Origin of the sequence: Frigoribacterium sp. VKM Ac-1396 (assembly GCF_015350895.1) — a bacterium.
In the GTDB taxonomy this organism is placed as follows: Bacteria; Actinomycetota; Actinomycetes; order Actinomycetales; family Microbacteriaceae; genus Frigoribacterium.
Window position 1 is genome coordinate 178,569 of sequence record NZ_JADKSD010000002.1, and the last position, 20,131, is coordinate 198,699.

Consider the following 20,131-nt stretch of genomic DNA (forward strand, 5'->3'; position numbering starts at 1 on the left):
TCTAGACGAGGTGCGGTGCACGAAACACGGCGCGGTGGCGGCGGATCGAGCCGATCGGCGCGCGGCCGGCAGGCGAACCCGGACCCGAGGAGGCGCGGGTCGCGTCGGACGCGCCCGGTACCCTGGCGGGCGTGACCGACGACAGCTCACCCCGGCGACGCCGCACGGCCGCGCGGCGTCGGACGGGTGCGGGGCGCGAGGCGGGGCCGGGAGCGGCACCGCGCCTCCGGAAGCGTCGTTTCGCCACCGAGGTGCTGCTGCTGCAGCTCGCCGTCGTCACCGCCATCGTGCTGCTGACCAGCGCCGTGTTCGCGGCGATCGCCGTCCAGCGGCTGGCCCGCGAGGCCGAGGCGACGGCGCTCGCGGTGGCGCAGAGCGTCGCCAGCGACGCCGACGTCCGCGAGCAGGTCGCCCGGTTGAGCGTCGACGGCACCGAGATCGACCAGGAGGCGCTGGCCCAAGGAGGCCTGCAACGCACCGCGGTCGCGGCCCAGCAGCGCACCGGGGCGCTCTTCGTCGTCGTGACCGACGATCGCGGGGTGCGGCTGGCGCACCCGGACCCCTCGCGCATCGGCGAGCGCGTCAGCACCAGCCCCGACGCCGCCCTGCGGGGCGAGGAGGTCGTCGCCTGGGAGCGTGGCACGCTCGGCGACTCGGCCCGGGCCAAGGTGCCCGTGTACGCGCCCGGGGCCTCCGTCGGAGGCGTGTCGGACGTGGTCGGCGAGGTCAGCGTCGGCTACGCGCCGGCCCGGGTCTACGACACGCTCGTGCGGGACGCCCTGCCCGTCGTCGGGGTCGCCGTGCTCGCCCTCGCGCTCGGGGTGGTCGCATCGGTGCTCATCCGCCGCCGACTCGACCGGGCGACCCTCGGGTTGCAGCCCGAAGAGTTGTCGACCCTCGTGCAGAACCAGCAGGCCGTGCTCGGCGGGGTCGGCGAGGGCGTGCTCGCGGTGTCCGGCGACGGCGTGGTGACGGTGTGCAACGACCAGGCGGCCCGGCTGCTCGGGCTCGACCCGACGGCCGTCGTGGGGCGCCCGCTCGCCGGGCTCGACCTGCCCGAGGCGCTCGTCGGGATGCTCGGCCCGGGCCGCGCCGGCGTGCCTCCCGGCTCGCGGGCGCGGCCCGACGATGCGAACACGACGCCGACCGACACGACCCTCGTGGTCGACCACCACGTGCTGCTGGTCGACGTGCGCCCGGTCTCGCGCGACGGGGTCGACCTCGGTCGGGTCGCCGTGGTGCGCGACCGCACGGCCGTCGAGGCGCTCACCCGTCGGCTCGACGCGGTCGGGGCGATGACGACGGCCCTCCGTGCGCAGCGACACGAGTTCGCCAACCGGCTGCACGCCCTGTCGGGCATGCTCGAGCTCGGTCGTGCCGAGCAGGCCCGCGCCTACCTCGCCGACGTGCTCGACCACGGTCCGCTGCGCTACCCGGTCGCCCACGCCGACCGGCTGACCGAGCCGTACCTGCAGGCGTTCCTCGGGGCGAAGGGCGTCGAGGCCGCCGAGCGCGGGGTGCTGCTGAAGCTCGGGCCCGAGACCCTCGTCACGGGGTCGGTCGTCGAGCCCGGCGACGTGACGACGGTGCTCGGCAACCTGGTCGACAACGCCGTGCGGGCCGCGGTCGCCGGCCGCGTCACCCCGGCCTGGATCGAGGTCGAGGTGCTCGACGACGGCACCGACCTGCACCTGTCGGTGATGGACTCGGGCGACGGCGTGGCCGAGGCGGGGCTGCTGTTCGACCGCGGGCCGCACGACCCCGGCGGCGGGCCCGACGCCGACCCCGGCAGGGGCCCCGGTGGCGACGCCGACCCCACGCGCGTGCACGGTCTGGGCTTCGGGCTGCCGCTGTCGCGCGACATCGCCCGGCGGAGGGGCGGCGACGTCTGGCTCGGCTCGCCGGGTGGCGACGGGCACGGCGCGGTCTTCTGCGCGAGGCTCGTGGGCGCGGTCTCGAGCGAGGCTGTCGTGACGGGCGGGTCCGGACCGGCCCGCGCCTCCTCGTCCGCCGACGCGCCGACCGCCCGGCGCACCGGCAGCAGCACGCCCGGCACCCCCGGTGGCAGCAGCACGCCCGGCAGCAGCACGCCCGGCACCCCCGGTGGCAGCAGCACGCCCGGCAGCAGCACGCTCGGCACCCCCGGTGGCAGCAGCACCCCCGGCACCCCCGGCACCCCAGAGAGGACCACCCCGTGACGACCGAACTCACCGTGCTCGTGGTCGACGACGACTTCTACGTCGCCGACCTGCACCGTCGCCAGGTCGAGCAGCTGCCCGGCCTGCGGGCGCTGCCCGCGGTCGGGACGGTCGCCGAGGTGCGCCGCGTCCTCGCCGAACGACCCGTCGACCTGCTGTTGCTCGACGTGCACCTGCCCGACGGCAGCGGCCTCGACCTGTTGCGCGAGGTCGACGTCGACGCGTTCGTGCTCAGTGCCGCGTCGGACGCGGCGACCGTGCGGCGCGCCCTGCGGCGCGGGGCGCTGGGCTACCTGATCAAGCCGTTCGCGTCGGGCACGCTCGTCGACCGGCTGCGCGCCTACCAGCGGTACCGCAACGTGCTCGACGAGCGGACGGCCGTCGACCAGGAGGCGCTCGAACGGGCCCTGCGCATCCTCCATTCCGGCGACGCGGCGAAGGCGGCCTCACCGTCGCGGTCGGCGACCGAGCAGGCGGTGCTCGAGCAGTTCGGCGCGGAAGCCGGTACCGGTACCGGTGCCGGTGCCGCCGGCGGGGCCGACGTCGGGCCGACCGAGCTCTCGGCGGCGGACGTCGCCGCTCGGGTCGGGGTCTCTCGCGCGACGGCGCAGCGGTACCTCGCGGCGCTCGCCGCCGACGGTCTCGTCACGATGAAGCTCAGCTACGGCACCACCGGCCGCCCCGAGCACCGCTACTCGCGCCCCTGACGCGACCCGCGCCTCCTGCCGGCCGCCGCGCCGCCCCGCTGCCGCTGCGCACCGCCTACGGAACGTCGCACCGCCCACATCGGCGGTGCGACGTCCAGTCGACGGTGCGATGCCCCCGCTCGTCGGGGCGAGCCGCCGAGGAGGCGCGGGCCGGCTCAGTCCACCGATGCGGTCTCGACGACCGGGCCGTTCACCTGCACGTCGATGAGGCGGTTGACGGAGCTGTCGGGTCCTCCCCGGAGGGTCACGGTGTAGGGCTCGTCCGCACCCTCACCGGGTCCGGTCACGATCCGCCGTGAGCCGCTCGGGGTGGTGTCGTCCTCGAAGACGGTGAAGCCGTCGGCGATGAGGGCGTCGACCAGCGCTGCCGTCGTCGCGTCCCGTGAGGCACCCGGAACGAGCACGACGGACTGCGCGACGGTCCACTGTCGGATGCTGCTGTCCGGGTCGTTCGGTGTGCCGGCGACGCCGGCGTCCCCGTCCTCGAACACCTCGACGCTCTCGACGACCGCGGGGTCGAGGAGCGCGACCACCCGGTCGACGAGGTCGTCGGCACGTCGGCCGGTTTCTTCGATGGAGGTGGTCGACCTCACCGTAGGCGTCTCGTCGACCGTCGGTCCGACGACGCCGAGGAGGACGTAGTTCTGGCCGGGTGACGCACCGTCGTCGCCGGCCTGCACGGTCAGCTCGAAGCCGTCGTAGCGGTCCTCGTCCGAGGTCAAGGTGACCCAGCGGCCTCCCGCGTTCGACGTCTCACGGTCGAGACCCACCGTCCAGCCGTCCGCGACGCGGGCGTCGATCACCGACTCGGCGATCTCGAGCTGGGGTGCGTCCGGCACGAGGTTCACGTACCGAAGCACCTGCCACTCCTGGATGCTGCCGTCGGCGTCGTCCGCCGAGCCGCCGATCGCCGCCGCGCCGTCCTCCTGGGTCTCGACGCTCGCCACGAGCGTCGGGTCGACCTGGGCCTGGAGGCCGTCGATCAGTTCCGTGGCGACCGTGCCGGTCTCTTCGAGGGACAATCCGTCGTCCGCATCGTGAGGGCCCGTCGTTCCCGTGCTGCACGCCGTGAGGAGGGCGAGGCCCAGCACCACGAGGCAGAGCACTCGGCGATCACCCACGGAGTCCCACGAACCACCAGAGCGACGCGATCTCGACGGGCTGCCGCTGGAGGCCGATCCACAAGCCGACCGGCCACAGGAGCAGGGGCAGCACGACCCCGACCGCGATCGCCGCGACCACGAGGGCGAGGAACACGAGTCCGACCGCGGCACCGACCGACCGGCGGCCCAGGGCAGCCTCCGCGGCCGCGTCGTCGTCGTCCACGACGATCTTCTCGTCCGGGTCGGGGGCGTGCTCGTCCCCGAGGCCCAACAGCCGTAGGCCGTCCTCGTCCATGCGCGCGCCTCCGTCCCCCGGGTCCTGGGCGCGACGCTAGCAGCAGGGGGCGCCCGCCCCCAGTACGGGGCAGCTGCCCGCCCGCCGCTTACGTCGCCCCACGCCCCGCCGATAGAGCGCCGTGAGCACGGATCGCTCGCACACCCCGGCCACGGATCGGCCCCCCGCACTCCACCGACCCCACCGGGACAGGCATGCCACTCGAATCCGTGACGCAAGCGGCGCTGCAGAGCGCCCTCGACGGTCTCTCGCTGCGCCAGAAGACGATCGCCGCGAACATCGCCAACGTCAACACGCCGAACTACACCGCCAAGCGGGTGCAGTTCGAGGAGGCGCTGGGCCGGTCGGTCGCGGCCGGCAGCGGGGCGGTCCAGGCGTCCACGTCGCGCAGCCTCGAGCCCACGCGCCTCGACGGCAACAACGTGAACCTCGACACCGAGACCCTGTCGAACGTCGACACCGTGCTGCGGTACCAGTTCGCCACGCAGGCCATGAACTCCGAGCTGACGGCCGTCCGTGCCGCGTTCAGGACGAACTGATGACCGCCTTCGACGCGATCGGCATCGCGAGCACCGGCCTCACCGTGCACCGCAAGTGGCTCGACGCCGTCTCGGACAACATCGCCAACGTCAACACCGTCAAGTCGATGGACGACACCGCGTTCCAGGCCCGCTACGTCGAGGTGCAGGAGGGCGCCGGCACCTCGGGCGTCTTCGTCAAGGCCGACCGCTACGGCAGCGAGGCCGGCCGCGTCACGTACCTCCCCGACCACCCGCTGGCCGACGCCGAGGGGTACGTGCGCATGCCCGACATCGACCTCGGCGCCCAGATGGGCGACCTGATCATGGCGCAGCGTGGCTACCAGGCCAACGCCGCCGTGGTCGACCGTGCCAAGACGGCCTACGAGGCCGCACTCCAGATCGGACGTGGCTGATGCCCATCGCAGGAATCCAGGCCCTCGGGGCGGTGCAGCAGTCGGGCTACGCCGACGTGGGCTCGCTGATGCGGGCCGGCGGGGCGTCCGACGTGACGGGCGCGACCGGCACGACCGGCGCCTCCTCGGCCTCGGGCGCGACCTTCGGCGCGACCATGACCGGTGCCGTCGAGGGGCTGCAGCAGCTGCAGTCCGAGGCGAAGACCCTCGCCGTCAAGGCGGTCACGGGTGACCTGACCGACATCCACGACGCGACCATCGCCGCGACGCGCGCCCAGGTGACGCTCGAGCTGGTCAGCGCCGTCCGCAACAAGGGCGTCGACGCCTTCAACGAGATCATGAGGATGCAGGCCTGATGCCCACCGCCGTCAAGGGCCAGCTCGCCAAGCTGGGTGCCGCCCTGAAGAGCTTCACGGTCGCGCAGCGCACGATCGCCGTCATCCTGCTCGCCGCCCTCGTGCTGGGCGTCGTCGCGCTCGTCAGCTGGCTGGGCAAGCCGACCTACACGCCGCTGTTCAGCGGCATCGACCCCACCGACGCGAGCGCCATCGTCGAACTGCTGCAGGCCGACGGCGTGCCGTACCAGCTGACCGCGGGTGGCGGCACGATCCTCGTGCCCGAGGGCGTCGTCTACGACGAGCGTCTCAAGGCCGCCGCGGCCGGGCTGCCCGCCGCGAGCGCGGACGGCGGCTACTCGCTGCTCGACACGATGGGCGTCACCTCGTCGGAGTTCCAGCAGGACGTCACCTACAAGCGCGCCATCGAGGGCGAGCTCGCCAACACGATCAAGGCGATGGACGGCGTGCAGAACGCCAGCGTCCAGCTCGCGATCCCCGAGGACTCGGTCTTCGTCTCGGAGCAGCGCGACCCCACCGCCTCGGTCTTCGTCGAGACGCGGGCCGGCGCGACGCTGGACTCCAAGCAGGTGCAGGCCATCGTCAACCTGACCAGCGCCTCCGTCGAGGGCATGAAGGCCACCGACGTGGCCGTCACCGACGCCTCGGGCACGGTGCTGTCGGCCGTCGGCAGCGGAGCCGTGGGAGGCGCGGGCGGCGACGCGAGCGACTACGAGTCGAAGGTCCAGGCCTCGGTGCAGGCGATGCTCGACAAGATGGTCGGCCCGGGCAACTCGTCGGTCGTGGTCGCCGCCGACCTCGACCAGAGCTCGGGCACCAAGGTCACCGAGTCGTTCTCGCAGCCCGAGAGCGGCCCGATCGCTCTCAACGAGTCGGGCTCGACCGAAGAGTACGGCTCGGGTGCGAACGGTGCCGGCGGCACCGGCGCGACCGGCGTGCTCGGCCCCGACAACATCGCCGTGCCGACCGGCACCGACGGCACGACCACGGCGGGCACCGGCGCCGACGGTGGCTACACCAACGAGTCGACCACCAAGAACAACGCCGTCGACAAGGTCACCGAGAGCCTCAACGTTCCGGCCGGCGAGGTCAGCCGGCAGACCGTGTCGGTCGCGCTGAACTCGGCCGCGGCCAACGGCGTCAACATGCAGAGCGTGCGCGACCTCGTCAGCGCCGCCGCCGGCATCGACGCGGCCCGCGGCGACACCGTGCAGGTCGCCCAGGTCGACTTCGACACGACGGCCGCGGACGCCGCCGCCGAGGCGCTCAAGGCCGCCGACGCGGCGAGCGCGAGCGAGGCCATGTGGGGCACGATCCGCACCGTGGGCATCGTCGCGGCCATCGCGATCGCCGCCATCGTGGGCCTGATCGTCTTCGCCCGCCGCAGCCGTCGCCAGGACCGCGAGGACGTCGACCTCGGCGAGCTCGCCCCGCAGAACGGCGCCCAGACCTGGGACGCCACGATGCCGCTGTCGCTCGACGACGCCGTCGCCACCTCGCGCCTGACCCTGCCCGGCATGGGCGAGGCGAGGACCGAGCTGCTCGAGGTCGACGCCCCGACGCCCTCGCCCGAGTTCGTCTCGGCCGAGCGCCGCCGGGCCGAGATCGACGCGATGGCCGAGCGTGACCCCGGCAAGACGGCCGAGCTGCTGCGCGGCCTGATGGACGACCGGCAGCCCGCATGAGCCTCGTCCCCACCGCGTTCGGTGCCCCTGCGGCGCCCGGCGTCGGCAAGCCGTTGACCGGGTCGCAGAAGGTCGCCGTCATCCTGATGCAGATGGACCAGGCCCGCGCGGCCGCCGTCATGAAGGAGTTCAGCGAGGTCGAGGCCGAAGAGATCGCCGCCGAGATCGTGCGCCTGCGACGCGTCGACCCGTCGCTCGCCGACGCGACCGTGGCCGAGTTCCACGACCTCAGCGTCAGCGGCCGCTACCAGCGCCGCGGCGGCCACGACGTCGCCGTCGGGCTGCTCGAGGCGTCGTTCGGCTCGGAGCGCGCCGCCGGCGTCATGGAGCGCATGGCATCGAACATGGCCGGCAAGTCGTTCGAGTTCCTCGACGAGGCCGAGGCCGGTCAGGTGGTGACGCTGCTCGACGGCGAACTGCCGCAGACCATCGCCCTGGTGCTCGCGCACCTGCGCCCCCAGCAGGCGTCCGCCGTGATGTCGGGCCTCGACGTCGAGCTGCGGGCCGACGTCGCCCAGGCCATCGCGACGATGGGCACGGCCACCCCCGAGTCGGTCGGCATCGTCGCGGCCACGCTCAAGGTGCGGGCGGGTGCCGTCGTCGCGCCCCGCGAACAGGTCGAGGTGGTCGGGGGCATCCAGCCGCTGATCGAGATCCTCAACCGCAGCGACGTGGCGACCGAGAAGGCGTTGCTCGAGGGCCTCGACGAACGCGACCCCGAGCTGGCCGAGGAGGTCCGCTCGCGCATGCTGACCTTCGAGGACGTCGTCAAGCTGGAGTCGCGCGACATCCAGCAGGTGCTGCGCGGCATCGACGCGGCGATCCTCGCCACGGCGATGAAGGGCGCGCCGACCGCGGTGACCGAGGTCATCCGCGGCAACGTCTCCGAACGCAACCGCGAACTGCTGGACGACGAGCTGCAGTCGATGGGCCCGGTCCGCAAGTCGCAGATCGAGGAGGCGCGGGCGTCGGTCGTGCGCGCCATCCGCGAACTCGAGGCGATGGGCTCCATCACCATGCACCGCTCCGACGACGACGCCCTCGTCGAGTAGCCCGCCCGCCGTCCCGCACCGCGCGGGACGGCGGCCCCCCTTCGGGGCAAGGGCTAACGCCCACCGGCCACAGGCCGAGAGTCGCCTCTGAGCACGGATCGCTCACCCCACCCCAGGCCACGGATCGGCCGTCACCCCCGAACGCCGAACGGCCCGTGATGCTCGATTCCGTGATGACCCCCGAGGGCGCTGCCCCGGCCTTCGCGCGCGTCAGCTACCCGTCCGTCTCGCTGCCGGGGTCCGACGCCGCCACCTCCCGTCAGGCGCACGACGCCCGGGCCGAGGCCCGCGGTCACGCCGCCGGGTACGCCGCCGGCCTCCGTGCCGCCGAACTCGAGCTCGCCGCCCGCCGCGCCGTGCTCGAGGCCGAGCACTCCGACCTGCTGCACCGGCTGCAGGCCGCGACCGTGTCGGCCGTCGGCGCCCTGGCCGCCTCGGCCCGGGCCCTCGACGCCCGCGTCGCCCCGGTGCTGGACGACGCCGAGGAGGCGCTGGTCGCGACCGCCTTCGAGCTCGCCGAGGCGGTCCTCGGGTACGAGCTGCGCGCCTCCGAACCCGTCGACGCCGTGTCGCCCGGGGCCGACGCCACCGCCCGGGGCGCGGGTGCCACCGACGCGTCGACCCGCACCATCGACCCCGCCCCGGCCGACCCGCGCACCGGGCGCACCGCCCGCGCGGCCGTCGCCCGGGCGCTCGCCGTGACCGACCCCGGCGACGTCGTGACCGTCCGCCTGCACCCCGCCGACCTCGCCCGGCTCGACGCCGCGACGCTCGACTCCGTGGCCGCCGACGTGGCGTTCGTGGCGGACGCCTCCCTCGCCCGCGGCGACGCCGAGGCCGAGCTGCGCGTCGGCCAGGTCGACGCCCGACTCGGCACGGCACTGGACCGGGCCCGGACGGCGCTGTTCGGCGACCCGGCTGCGGACGGGGGCGCCTCGTGACCCTCACCGCGCCTCCTGCCCTCGTCGCGACGGGCCCCGTCGACCTCGCCACCGCCGAGGTCGCCGGGGACGCGCGTCGGCCCCGCGTGCCCTCCGTCGTCGCCCCGCGCCTGGCCGCCGCCCGCGCCGCGGCCCGCCCGCAGCGCGTCGGCCGGGTCAGCTCGGCCGTCGGCCTCGGCCTCACGGTGCGCGGCCTCGACGCGGCCGTCGGCGAGATCGTCTCGGTCGGCGACGGACGCTCCGACGCCTCGAACCTCGCCGAGGTCGTCGCGACCACGCCCGACGGCGTCCGCTGCATGCCGCTCGGCCGCCTGACCGGCATCACCACGGGCACGCCCGTCCGGTCGACCGGGCGACCCCTGCTCGTCCCGACCGGCACCGGCCTGTTCGGGCGCGTGCTCGACGGCCTCGGCCGACCGATCGACGGCAAGGGGCCGCTGGTCGGCTCGGACGGCGGCCGCGTCGACCTCGTGCCGCTCGACCACGAGACCCCGTCGGCCATGCACCGCGCCCGCATCGACACGCCCCTGCAGCTCGGCGTGCGCGTGCTCGACACCCTGACCACGGTCGGCAAGGGCCAGCGCGTCGGCCTGTTCGCCGGCTCGGGCGTCGGCAAGTCGTCGCTGCTGTCGATGATCGCCCGCGGCTCGGACGCCCAGGTCAGCGTGATCGCCCTCGTCGGCGAGCGCGGCCGCGAGGTGCGCGAGTTTCTCGAGGACGACCTCGGGCCCGAGGGCCTCGCCCGCTCGATCGTCGTCGTGTCGACGAGCGACGAGCCCGCCCTGATGCGCCTGCGCGCCGCGTTCGTCGCGACCCGCATCGCCGAGTCGTTCCGCGACCAGGGCGCCGACGTCGTGCTGATGATGGACTCGCTCACGCGTGTGGCGATGGCCCAGCGCGAGATCGGCCTCTCGGTCGGCGAACCGCCCGCGACCCGGGGCTACCCGCCGTCGACGTTCTCGGTGCTGGCCGGCCTGCTCGAGCGCGCCGGGACGGACCGCGTCGGCTCGGTGACCGGCCTCTACACGGTGCTGGTCGACGGCGACGACCACAACGAGCCGATCGCCGACGCCGCCCGCAGCATCCTCGACGGGCACGTCGTGCTCGACCGGAAGCTCGCCGTCACCGGGCACTTCCCGTCGGTCGACGCCCTCGGCTCGGTGTCGCGCGTCGCCTCGAAGGTGACCAGCCCGCCCCAGCGCGCCGCGGCGACCACGCTGCGCAAGGTCATGGCCGCGCGTCGCGCCGCCCAGGACCTGCTCGACGTCGGTGCCTACCAGCGGGGCACGAACCCGCTCGTCGACGCGGCCGTCGACCACCAGGGCGCCATCGACGCGTTCCTGCAGCAGGGCATGGACGACCGCGCGGCCTCGGCCGACTCGTGGAACGCCCTGGCCTCGCTCACCTCGCGCTTCGGGGTGATCTGATGGCACGCCCGTTCTCGCTGCTCGGCCTGCTGAGGCTGCGGCACGCCCAGCAGGACCAGGCCGGGGCCGTCCTCGCCGACGCCAACGAGCGCCTCCGCGAGGCCGCCGACGAGCGCATGCGCGCCAAGCGCACCCTGGCCGACGAGCCGTCCGAGGTCACCGACGCGGCCATGCTGAGCGCCCTGGCGGCGTCGCGGGCCTCGTCGCGCGGCATGCTCGCCGAGCTCGACGCGGTCACGCAGCGGCGTCAGGCCGACGCGGACGCCGCGCAGGCGGCCTTCACCGAGGCCCGCCGTGCCGCGCTCGGCCTCGAGAAGCTCGAGGCCGAGCACGTGGCGGCCGAGGCGGCCGCCGACCTGCGCGACGAGCAGATCGCGCTCGACGAGATCGCCTCGCGCCCCCGGCCCGACGGCCCGCCGTCCCCCACCGACCCCGAGAACCCAGGAGGCGCGGCGTGAGCCCCGTGACCGAGGTCCTGTCACGAATCCAGGACATCCAGTCGACCATCGCCCAGCTGCGCGCGGGAGCGACCGGTGCGGCGACGACCGCGACGGCCACCGCCGCGTCCACGACGTCGGCCACGGCGTTCGCCGACGCCCTCGCCGGGACCTCCGGCACGGGAGCGACGACGACCAGCGCCTCCGTGGACGCCGTGGCCGGATCGGTCGCCGGCGGCAGCGGTGCCGACGGCTCGGACGTCGTCGAGGCCGCGAAGAAGTACCTCGGCGTGCCGTACGTGTTCGGCGGCGAGGACCGCACGGGCATGGACTGCTCGGGTCTCGTGCAGACCGTGTTCGAGGACCTCGGCGTCAGCATGCCGCGCGTCGTGCCCGACCAGGCGAAGATGGGCGCCGAGGTGTCGTCGCTCGCCGAGGCGAAGCCCGGCGACCTGCTCGTGCCCAAGGGCGAGGGGCACATCGTGATCTACCTCGGCGACGGCAAGGTGCTGCACGCACCCCGCCCGGGCAAGGACGTGCAGATCGTCGACAACTGGTACAAGGACGCCGACCTCAGCACCATCAGGCGGATCGTGCCGGCCGAGGGGACGGCGGGCGCCGCGTCGGCGTCGAGCGCGTCGTCGGCGCTGTCGGGCCTGTCCGGTCTGTCGGGCCTGTCCGGTCTCTCGGGTCTGTCGGGCTCGTCGGGTCTGTCGGGCCTCGGGGGTCTCTCGGGTCTGTCCGGCGCGTCGGGTTCGGCGTCGTCGGGGACCGACCTGACGACCGCGGCCCTGCAGAAGCTGATGAGCGCGGGGGTGGCCTCGTGAGCCTGTCCCGTGCACTGCCGTTCGCGCCTCCCGCGCTGTCCGACGCGTCGTCGCTGCGCGCCCCCGCCGGGTCGCGCGCGCCGGGCGCCGGTGCCACCCGCGACGCCGACCGGGCCGCGGCCGGTTTCGGCGCGGCCATGCGCGACGAGCACGCCTCGACCCGGGCCGCCGACCGTCGTGACGCCCGGGCCGCCGAGCGTGACGGCCGCACGGTCGAGAAGAACGCCGACCGGAACGCCGACCGGAACCCCGCCCGAGACGCCGCCCGCTTCGCCGACCGGAACGCCCCGGTCGACCGGGAGGCCTCGACCCCCGTCTCGGACGAGGCCGTCGCTCCGTCGTCGTCGTCGCTCGACCGGGCGTCCGTCTCACCGTGGCGCCGGTCTTTCGCCGGTGCGGCCTCGGCACCGACGTCCGCAACGGGCGAGCCCGGAACCGCGACGGCAACCGACGAGTCCACCCCGACGACGGACGACGAGTCCGCCGGGACGACGGTCGCCGCCGGCGAGACGGTTCCCGCGACTGCTGCCGGTCTGGCTGGCACGGGCCTCGGAGCTTCCGCCCTCGCCGCCGCGGCCCTCTCCACTGCGGCCCTCTCCTCTGCTGCCTTCTCCGACCCGGCCGCGGCCCCGACGGCCTCGGCCGCGCTCTCGTCCCACCCCTCCGCCTTCGGCGATCCGGTACGCACCGGAGCGTCGACCCCCGGTGACGCCTCGCTCGAGACCCACGATCCGGTCCGTACCGGATCGGCCGTCTCGCCGACATCCACCGAGCCCGCCTCCGCCTCCGAGGCGCCCGGGACCGGAGCGCTGCTCGACCCGTCCGTCGCTGGCTCGGGCCCCGCGTCGTCGTTCGCCGTCACCTCCACCGGAGCCGCTGCCGCCGCGTCCCCGACGGTTGCGTCCCTGATCGCTGCCTCCCCGACCGGTGCTTCCGTGCCCGCCGCGCCAGCCTCCTCCGCGTCCGCCACCACCGCGTCCGCGACCGTCGCGCCGGCGACCGCCTTCTCGTCCGCCGGGGCCTCAGCGTCGTCCGCGACCGCCGGCACGGGGGCGGCCGGCACGGGGGCAGCCAGCGCGGGGGCGGCCGGCACGAGGGCAGCGAGCACGGGCGCAGCCGGCACGCCCGTCGGGTCGACTCCGGCGAGCCCGCTCGATCCGGCCCGTGTCGGATCGTCCGTCCGCCCCGACGCGTTCTCGGTCACCGGTGATCCGGTCCGTACCGGATCAGCACTCGCGAGCCCTGCCCCCTCGACCGACGCGTCGTCGGACGCGCGTTCCCTCCCGGCGTCAGCCACCCTCACGTCCGGCGCCACCGGCGCATCCGGTCCGTCGTCGTCGACGGCACCCGCTGCCGCCACCGTCTCGGCGCCCACCCCGGCGACCGCACCCGTCGACCCGATCGTGCTCGCCGTCCCCGGGGTCGGCGCGACGTCCGCGGCCCCCGCGACCAGCGCCTCCTCGTCCGCGACGCCGGCCCCGGCGGCCGCGCAGCCGGCACCGCTCACGCAGCAGCTCTCCCGCCCGCTGTTCACGCTGGCGGCCGCGGGCCCCGGCGTGCACGTGGTCACGGTCGACGTCGCCCCCGAGGCGCTCGGACCGGTCACCGTCCGCGCCCACGTCTCGGCGCACGGCCTGCACGTCGAGATGTTCGCGGCGTCGGACGCCGGTCGCGACGCCGTCCGGGCGATCCTCGGCGACCTGCGCCGCGACCTCGCGACGGCCGCGAACGCGGCCGGCTCCGGCCAAGGAGGCGCGGGTCAGCAGACCAGCGTCGACCTCTCGTCCCAGAACCAGCCGTCCGACCCCCGGGGCGACCGCTCGGGCCAGGCCGGACCGGCCGGCGCCCAGGCCGGTGCCGACAGCGGCTCCGGCCGTCAGGCGCGCGACGCCGCCGAGGCGCGCACCGCCGACGCCCGTTCCGCCCGCGCCCTGCGCGACGCCACCGACCCCCTCGACGCGACGGGTGCGGTCGACCGTGCCCCCGCCTCCTCGTCCCTCTCGACGTCGATCGACGTCCTGGCCTGAACCGGAGACCCCATGCCCTCGATCGACCAGATATCGGGAACCGTCGACGTCGCGACCCAGATCGCCGCCGCCAACGCCGCCAAGGGCGGCTCGAGCCGTTCGACGTCGAACACGATGGACAGCGAGATGTTCATGAAGCTGCTCGTCACGCAGCTGAAGAACCAGGACCCGTCGACCCCGATGGACACCAACGCCATGATGTCGCAGACCACCCAGCTGGCGATGATGGAGCAGGTCACGGCCCAGACGACGACGGCCAACGAGAACTTCTCGCTGCAGATGCGCATCGCCGCCTCGAACCTCGTCGGTCGCGAGGTCAGCTACACGGGCGCCGACGGCGTCGAGGTGACGGGCACCGCCACGAGCGTGTCGTTCGCCGAGGCCGTCCCGAAGGTCACGGTCGGCGGGAAGGAGGTCGCGTTGGATCTCGTCTCGGGCATCGCCGCCACGAAGGCGTGACTCGACCCGCACCACCCGCACCACCAGCACCACCCGCGACACCAAACCCCGTGACACCCGCACCACCCGCAGCACCCCTCGAACCACACCGGGAGCAGGACGCGACCGGACCCACCCGCGCAGGACGCGCCTCCAGAGTTCTCCCCAGCTGAAAGGCAGCACCCATGCTCCGCTCCCTCTACTCCGGCATCTCGGGCCTCCGGTCGCACCAGACGATGCTCGACGTCACCGGCAACAACATCGCCAACGTCAACACCGCCGGCTTCAAGTCGTCGACCACCCAGTTCCAGGACACGCTGTCGCAGATCACGCAGGGCGCGGGCGGCCCGCAGGCCGGCATCGGCGGCACGAACCCCGCCCAGATCGGCCTCGGCGTGCAGGTCGCCGGCATCTCGACCAACTTCTCGCAGGGCTCGGCGCAGGCCACCGGCAAGGCGACCGACCTGATGATCTCGGGCGACGGCTTCTTCGTCACGCGCCTCGGCAACGACACCGTCTACACGCGGGCCGGCGCCTTCGACTTCGACGCCGACGGCCGCCTCGTCTCGGGCGACGGCAAGATCGTGCAGGGCTACTCGGCGACCAACGGCGTCATCAACGACGGAGGCGCGCTCGGCGACATCACGCTGCCCCTGAACGCGGCGGCCCCGGCCTCGGCGACCTCGAGCGCGACCGTCGGCGGCAACCTGCCGAGCGAGTCCGCGGTCGGCGACAAGATCGTCCGCGACACGAAGGTCTTCGACGCCAACGGCCTCGAGCGCACCCTGACGCTGACCTTCACGCGCACGACCGGCGGCTGGGACGCGAGCGCGACCGACGGCAACGGCGGGGCCACCACCTCGCTGGCCTTCACCGACGGCAAGCAGACCGGCGCGGCGGCACTGAACCTCAACGGCGTCACCGTCGACCTGTCGGGCGTCACCGGCTTCGCGGCGCTCAACACGACGTCGATCACCGACCAGAACGGTCGCGCGGCCGGCACCCTGCAGGGCTTCTCGCTCTCGAAGGACGGCACCCTGATGGGCCAGTTCAGCAACGGCTCGACCGTCGCCCTCGGCCGCGTCGCCCTCGCCACCTTCGCCAACCCCGGCGGCCTCGAGAAGGAGGGCAACTCGGGCTACCGGGCGACCGCCAACTCGGGTGCCGCGACGGTCGGCGCCCCCGGCTCGCCCGGCATCGGCTCGCTGGCCAGCGGCTCGCTCGAGATGTCGAACGTCGACCTCTCGCAGGAGTTCACCAACCTGATCGTCGCCCAGCGCGGCTTCCAGGCCAACGCCCGCATCATCACGACCTCGGACGAGGTGCTGCAAGAGCTGACGAACCTCAAGCGCTAGTCGCAGCCGCCTGCCGCTGCGGCTGCCCACCGCACCCTTCGCACCGCGTTCCGTGCACCGCACCCGATCTCGTCGCGGTGCGCTGCACGAAACGCGGTGCGTTCGTCATGCGGAGGCGCGGTGCCGGTCAGGAGGCGCGGCGCGCGTCACCGGGGGACGCGCGCGAACGCGGCGCGCAGCCGGGCCCCACGCTCGGGGTTGAGCTGTTCGACCCAGCCGATGCGCCCCCACAGCTGGGCCGCGAAGTCGGGGTGCCCGGCCCAGTTCTGCGCCTCGAGGCCGGTGCGGGCCGCGTTGTGCAGCACGGCCCGCAATCGGTCGTACTCGGAGCGCACCGTGTTCGTGCCCTGGTTGACGACGATCCCGGTGACGACCTGCCGCGTGGCGGCCCCGCGCACCCGGGTCTTCGCCGGGTTCAGCTCGTGGCCCTCGGCGCCGACGATGCGTCCGACGCCCCGCACGAAGGCGTCGGCTCGCCCGGCGAGCGCCGCGTCGCCGCTGAAGGCGAGGTCGTCGGCGTAGCGCGTGTAGGTCGCCCCGGCCGCGCGGGCGTACCCGTCCAGCCGCGAGTCGAGTCGTCTCAGGGCGACGTTCGCGAGCGCCGGCGAGGTCGGTGCGCCCTGGGCGAGGTGGGTGACCGCGAGCGCGTGGCGCAGGGCCGAGCGCTGCTCGGGGCTGCCGCCGGCGGGCATGCCCGACAGGACGCCCGGCGGCACCGAGTTCGTGCACAGCCCGGTGAGCACGTGGGCGACGGCGTCGGTCAGCCCCTCGCGACGCAGTGCGCCGAACACCTGCCCGGCGGTCACCCTGGCGAAGAACGAGGTCAGGTCGAGGGCTATGACGACCTCGCGGCCGACGTGTCGGCGGGCACCGCTGATCGCGCCTCGCCCCGGGACGAATCCGTGGGCCGCGTCGTGCAACGGCACCGCGGCGAGCACCTCGTCGAGCACGATGCGCTGCAGGTCGCGCAGCCGGAAGCCGGGCACCTCGAGCAGCCGTGGCGTGCGTCCGGGTCGGGCCCGCCACTCGTACCGGTGGTGCTGCAGGGGTCCGCGCTCGACGCGGCGGTTCCAGCGACCGGGGTCGGCGAACCAGTCGAGCTCGCCCACGGTCAGGTGCAGCAGTCGGGCAACGTCGGCCACGGTGCCCAAGCGCAGGAGGCGCGGGTCGGCCGAGTGCGCCTCCTGCGTCACCGGCGCGTGGTGGACGATGCGCAGCGGGCGGCCGTGCACCCTCGCCTCGGCCACCGCGTCGCCGAAGGACGGGTCGCGTGCGATCAGGGCGACGAGGGTCCGCGGGTCGTCGTGGGGTGCGCGGGGCAGGGCGCGGACGAGCCCGCGGGCCAGGGGGCGCCAGAACCGGGTCGGCCCGTCGATCGCCTCGCCGGCCGCGGCCGTGAGCCCTCGGACCGTCCACTCGGCGGCGAGCAGGGCGTCGGCGAGGGCGACGGACACGGCGTCGGGCCCCGGGTCGGGCTCGCGGGCCAGGGCCGCCGACGCGGGGGAGGGGCCGGTCACCCGGTCGCCGTCCGTGCGACGGCTACACGCTCGGCTTCCGTTCGCCGGTCGGAGGTCCGCCGGCAGGTGGCGCGGGCGGCGGCGTCGGGAACGGCGGCGTCGGGGTGGGTGCGGCGGTGCCTCGGCGACTCGTGCATCGGTGCGGGCCCCTCGCCGCGCGGAGCGCGGTCTCGGGCCTGCGGAGCGGTGCCGTGGTCGATCTGCGTGCCCCGGGGTAGCCCCGGAGAGGAAGGCACGACGCGCGTGCCGCCCACCTCGCCGAGACACCGTCGCATGCGGTCACGCTAACGGAGGCCACCGACGCCCGCGATCCCTCGCGGGGTGGAGCCGGTGCCGGCCGGGGTGTCCGCCCGGGACGCGAAGGAGGCGCGGTGCCTGCCCTGCAGACACCGCGCCTCCTCGGCTGCCCGGCTGCGATGCCGGGGTGGCGACCCGTTCACGGGTCGCCCGTCGATCAGGACCCGGCGGGGAGCTGCGACATGACGGCCGGGACGACCGCGACGACGTAGACGATGCTCAGGATGATGAAGACGATGCTGAGGATGACGCCGGCGAGGGCGAGGCCGTGGCCGCGCTCACCGGTCTTCTTGATCTGCGACAGGGCGATCAGGCTGACGATGAGGCCCGCGAGGCTGAAGACGAACGCGAGGATGAACCCGACGATCGAGAGGACGTTGTAGCGCGCGGCGCTGCCGGCGGACTGGGGCATGGCGGTGTTGGACATGAGGGCTCCTAGAGGTGTGACGTCGGGTGACGTGGGGCAAGACAGAACGAACCGCTTTGAGACGAGAATGCCTCAAACAGACCGGTCGTGCACGGAAGTCTGACAGAAAGTTGTGATCACGTGTGGCCGACATACCGGCCGGCCTTGTGGTTCATCGCCAGCACGAGGTTGAGCACGACGGCGCCGAGGGCCGAGAGCAAAACGATCCAGGGCGAGACGACGGTCAGCGAGCTCAGGACGATCAGCACGTCGAAGCCCATCTGCACGTAGCCGGCGCGCAGCCCGGCCCGCTCTTGCAGGACCAGGGCGAGGATATTGATGCCGCCGAGGCTGGCTCCGTGGCGGAAGAGGATCAGCAGGCCGACGCCGACGAGCAGGTTGCCGGCGAGGGTGCCGTAGATCGGGTTGATGCCGTCGATGTCGAACATCAGGGGGTGCAGGTACGAGAACGCGGACAGCATCACCACGGTCAGCACCGTGCGCAGGGTGAACGGCCAGCCCTTCTTCCACACCGCGAGTGCGAAGAACGGCACGTTGACCAGGACGAACAGGACGCCGAAGGTCCAGCCCGTGGCGTAGCTGGTCAGCAGGGCGAGGCCTGCCGTGCCGCCCGAGACCGCCCCGCTGGCCTTCAGCAGGAACAGCCCGAACGACGCGAGGAACACCCCGGTCACGACGCCCATCACGTTCTCGCCGAGCGTGTGCTTCGTGGTGTCGACGGTCTCGATCGACCCGGTCAGGGCCGGGTCGTCGATGCCGTGGCGGGCGGGGGCGGCTGCGTCGGGTGTCGCGGCGTCCGGCAGCCCGGCGGGCGACGACTCGGGGGCGGCCGGTGAAGCGTCGGGTGCGCCCGGTCTGGCGGCGCTCGCCGCTACAGCGTCGTAGCCGCGGGCGGCGGGGGAGGAGGCGGTGGTGACGTCGTCGGCGCGGGCGGCGGGGGTGGTGCCGGGGCGCGACTCGTCGAGGGGTTCGTGGGTCACCGGCACATCCTGCCAGCCCCTCGTTTCGCGCACGTGACGCGCCGCGCCCGCCTGCCGCGCGGCCTGCCGCCCGGTCGAGTGGACGAGACGCCGCCGCACTCGACGGCGTCTCGTCCCATCGACGGTGCGGCTAGTCCCTCTCGCGGTGTGCTCCGAAGAGCTTCCCTGTGGCGATGAGCCATGACACGGCCGTGGTCACCACGAACAGGACGATGCCCTTCGGCACATCTCCGCCGGGCAGGGCCGTGGCCACGGCGAAGGTCAGGCCGACGACGACCATGAGGACGAGGGTGCTCGGGACGGCGCGCATGTCAGGCGAAGAGGCCGCCGACGCAGGACAGCACGTCCGCCACGACCACGCGGTACATCAGGGCGCGGGCCGGTTCGCCGGCCAGGCGCTGACCGGTGATGACACCGACAGTCCTGAGCTTCTTCACCTCTGACGCCTTTCGATTGAGTTGTCGGAGTGATCAGGCCGCGCCGGCCACCACGATGGCGAACGGCACGATGACAGCGAGCAAGGCGACGACTGCCAGGAGGGCGCAGAGCACCGGACGTCGCGTCGTGATCGGGATGACGCCCGGGACGATCTGGGCGGCCTTCTTGCCCGAGAAGACCTGATCGGCGGGCATGATCGTGAGCCGTGCGTGCTGGGCGATCGCGAGTAGCTCTTGTCCGGGCCAGTTGGCCTCGGTCATGACGAGGCGGCGGCCCCTGCCGTCCCGAACGGCGAGGTAAGCGAGGTTCTGGACACCCAGGTTGAGCGTGCAGAGGATGCCGCGCTGTGAGCCGTCGAGCTCGACCGTCGTGGTGCGTCCCCATCTGCGTCTGCTCACGGCACTGTCGGACACCGTGAGGCGCGTCGTTCGCAGATACAGCCACAGTCCGATCCCTGCGATGGCGATCGTCGCAATGACGACGGGGATGAACGCACCACCCAGGCGGTAACCGCCGAGGAGGAACGCCACGGGAATGAAGATCAGGCGAGCTTTGGCCTTCGACCAGAAGTGCGACCAGTCGGGGCGGTATGTCACGGGCGGGGTGGTCGTGGCGTTCATGCACATTCTTTCTGTGGGGAGGTTCGGTGTGGGGATCGGGGTTCAGGACGCCAAGACAGGCCTCTCGCGA

22 protein-coding genes are annotated in these 20,131 nt (G+C 73.9%); 14 read left to right on the forward strand and 8 right to left on the reverse strand.

The window, feature by feature from the left end; all coding sequences use genetic code 11:
* Positions 1-131 precede the first annotated feature (131 nt).
* Both ITJ55_RS07910 and ITJ55_RS07915 read left to right on the forward strand, forming a co-directional pair.
* Positions 132-2,198 (forward strand): ATP-binding protein, encoded by a 2,067-nt coding sequence (locus tag ITJ55_RS07910; RefSeq protein ID WP_370544075.1) that lies wholly within the window; start codon positions 132-134, stop codon positions 2,196-2,198.
* Positions 2,195-2,905: a response regulator gene (locus tag ITJ55_RS07915; protein ID WP_194594937.1), complete on the forward strand. Its 711-nt coding sequence runs from the start codon at positions 2,195-2,197 to the stop codon at positions 2,903-2,905. Before ITJ55_RS07910 ends, ITJ55_RS07915 begins: the two co-directional genes overlap by 4 nt.
* Before the next feature lie 155 nt (positions 2,906-3,060).
* On the opposite strand, the gene ITJ55_RS07920 is transcribed toward ITJ55_RS07915, so the two are convergent.
* On the reverse strand, positions 3,061-4,026 hold the full coding sequence (locus ITJ55_RS07920) for a hypothetical protein (RefSeq protein WP_194594938.1): 966 nt from the start codon (positions 4,024-4,026) through the stop codon (positions 3,061-3,063).
* Positions 4,019-4,303 (reverse strand): hypothetical protein, encoded by a 285-nt coding sequence (locus ITJ55_RS07925; protein WP_194594939.1) that lies wholly within the window; start codon positions 4,301-4,303, stop codon positions 4,019-4,021. The genes ITJ55_RS07920 and ITJ55_RS07925 overlap by 8 nt, the downstream gene beginning before the upstream one ends.
* A 194-nt stretch (positions 4,304-4,497) precedes the next feature.
* Here ITJ55_RS07925 and ITJ55_RS07930 point away from each other — a divergent pair, with 194 nt between their 5' ends.
* The 12 genes from ITJ55_RS07930 to ITJ55_RS07985 all read left to right on the forward strand — a co-directional run bounded on the left by ITJ55_RS07930 (position 4,498) and on the right by ITJ55_RS07985 (position 15,782).
* Positions 4,498-4,842, forward strand: a complete 345-nt coding sequence (locus ITJ55_RS07930; RefSeq protein WP_054145348.1) for a flagellar basal body protein — start codon at positions 4,498-4,500, stop codon at positions 4,840-4,842.
* Positions 4,842-5,237, forward strand: coding sequence for a flagellar basal body rod protein FlgC (locus ITJ55_RS07935; RefSeq protein ID WP_043596823.1), 396 nt, complete (start codon positions 4,842-4,844; stop codon positions 5,235-5,237). Before ITJ55_RS07930 ends, ITJ55_RS07935 begins: the two co-directional genes overlap by 1 nt.
* On the forward strand, positions 5,237-5,593 hold the full coding sequence (fliE, locus tag ITJ55_RS07940; RefSeq protein ID WP_056259807.1) for a flagellar hook-basal body complex protein FliE: 357 nt from the start codon (positions 5,237-5,239) through the stop codon (positions 5,591-5,593). Before ITJ55_RS07935 ends, fliE begins: the two co-directional genes overlap by 1 nt.
* A complete protein-coding gene (gene fliF, locus ITJ55_RS07945; RefSeq protein ID WP_194594940.1) occupies positions 5,593-7,278 on the forward strand; it encodes a flagellar basal-body MS-ring/collar protein FliF in 1,686 nt (561 codons plus the stop codon). The genes fliE and fliF overlap by 1 nt, the downstream gene beginning before the upstream one ends.
* Entirely contained in the window at positions 7,275-8,330 is a 1,056-nt protein-coding gene (fliG, locus tag ITJ55_RS07950; protein WP_194594941.1) for a flagellar motor switch protein FliG, read from the forward strand. Before fliF ends, fliG begins: the two co-directional genes overlap by 4 nt.
* Before the next feature lie 170 nt (positions 8,331-8,500).
* Positions 8,501-9,271: a hypothetical protein gene (locus ITJ55_RS15985; RefSeq protein WP_228498077.1), complete on the forward strand. Its 771-nt coding sequence runs from the start codon at positions 8,501-8,503 to the stop codon at positions 9,269-9,271.
* A gap of 86 nt (positions 9,272-9,357) precedes the next feature.
* Complete coding sequence (locus tag ITJ55_RS07960; RefSeq protein ID WP_194595570.1) at positions 9,358-10,698, forward strand: FliI/YscN family ATPase; 1,341 nt, start codon at positions 9,358-9,360, stop codon at positions 10,696-10,698.
* A complete protein-coding gene (locus tag ITJ55_RS07965; RefSeq protein ID WP_194594942.1) occupies positions 10,698-11,156 on the forward strand; it encodes a flagellar FliJ family protein in 459 nt (152 codons plus the stop codon). The genes ITJ55_RS07960 and ITJ55_RS07965 overlap by 1 nt, the downstream gene beginning before the upstream one ends.
* Complete coding sequence (locus ITJ55_RS07970; protein ID WP_370544076.1) at positions 11,153-11,962, forward strand: C40 family peptidase; 810 nt, start codon at positions 11,153-11,155, stop codon at positions 11,960-11,962. The genes ITJ55_RS07965 and ITJ55_RS07970 overlap by 4 nt, the downstream gene beginning before the upstream one ends.
* Positions 11,959-13,989: a flagellar hook-length control protein FliK gene (locus ITJ55_RS16360; RefSeq protein WP_194594943.1), complete on the forward strand. Its 2,031-nt coding sequence runs from the start codon at positions 11,959-11,961 to the stop codon at positions 13,987-13,989. Before ITJ55_RS07970 ends, ITJ55_RS16360 begins: the two co-directional genes overlap by 4 nt.
* A 12-nt stretch (positions 13,990-14,001) precedes the next feature.
* The gene (locus ITJ55_RS07980; RefSeq protein WP_194594944.1) at positions 14,002-14,448 is read left to right on the forward strand and encodes a flagellar hook assembly protein FlgD; all 447 of its coding nucleotides are present in this window, start codon (positions 14,002-14,004) and stop codon (positions 14,446-14,448) included.
* Between the two features lie 164 nt (positions 14,449-14,612).
* Positions 14,613-15,782, forward strand: coding sequence for a flagellar hook protein FlgE (locus ITJ55_RS07985; RefSeq protein ID WP_194594945.1), 1,170 nt, complete (start codon positions 14,613-14,615; stop codon positions 15,780-15,782).
* 146 nt (positions 15,783-15,928) lie between these two features.
* On the opposite strand, the gene ITJ55_RS07990 is transcribed toward ITJ55_RS07985, so the two are convergent.
* From ITJ55_RS07990 to ITJ55_RS08010, 6 genes are all read right to left on the reverse strand, one after another.
* Entirely contained in the window at positions 15,929-17,299 is a 1,371-nt protein-coding gene (locus ITJ55_RS07990; protein ID WP_370544077.1) for a reverse transcriptase family protein, read from the reverse strand.
* Positions 17,300-17,753: 454 nt separating this feature from the next.
* Complete coding sequence (locus ITJ55_RS07995; protein WP_194594946.1) at positions 17,754-18,023, reverse strand: DUF4190 domain-containing protein; 270 nt, start codon at positions 18,021-18,023, stop codon at positions 17,754-17,756.
* A 116-nt stretch (positions 18,024-18,139) separates the two neighbouring features.
* Positions 18,140-18,763 (reverse strand): YitT family protein, encoded by a 624-nt coding sequence (locus ITJ55_RS08000; RefSeq protein ID WP_228498213.1) that lies wholly within the window; start codon positions 18,761-18,763, stop codon positions 18,140-18,142.
* Positions 18,764-19,133: 370 nt separating this feature from the next.
* A complete protein-coding gene (locus tag ITJ55_RS08005) occupies positions 19,134-19,313 on the reverse strand; it encodes a hypothetical protein (protein WP_194594947.1) in 180 nt (59 codons plus the stop codon).
* Position 19,314: 1 nt separating this feature from the next.
* Positions 19,315-19,440 (reverse strand): hypothetical protein, encoded by a 126-nt coding sequence (locus ITJ55_RS16265; protein ID WP_255521254.1) that lies wholly within the window; start codon positions 19,438-19,440, stop codon positions 19,315-19,317.
* A 33-nt stretch (positions 19,441-19,473) separates the two neighbouring features.
* Complete coding sequence (locus ITJ55_RS08010) at positions 19,474-20,061, reverse strand: hypothetical protein (RefSeq protein WP_194594948.1); 588 nt, start codon at positions 20,059-20,061, stop codon at positions 19,474-19,476.
* Positions 20,062-20,131: the final 70 nt, after the last annotated feature.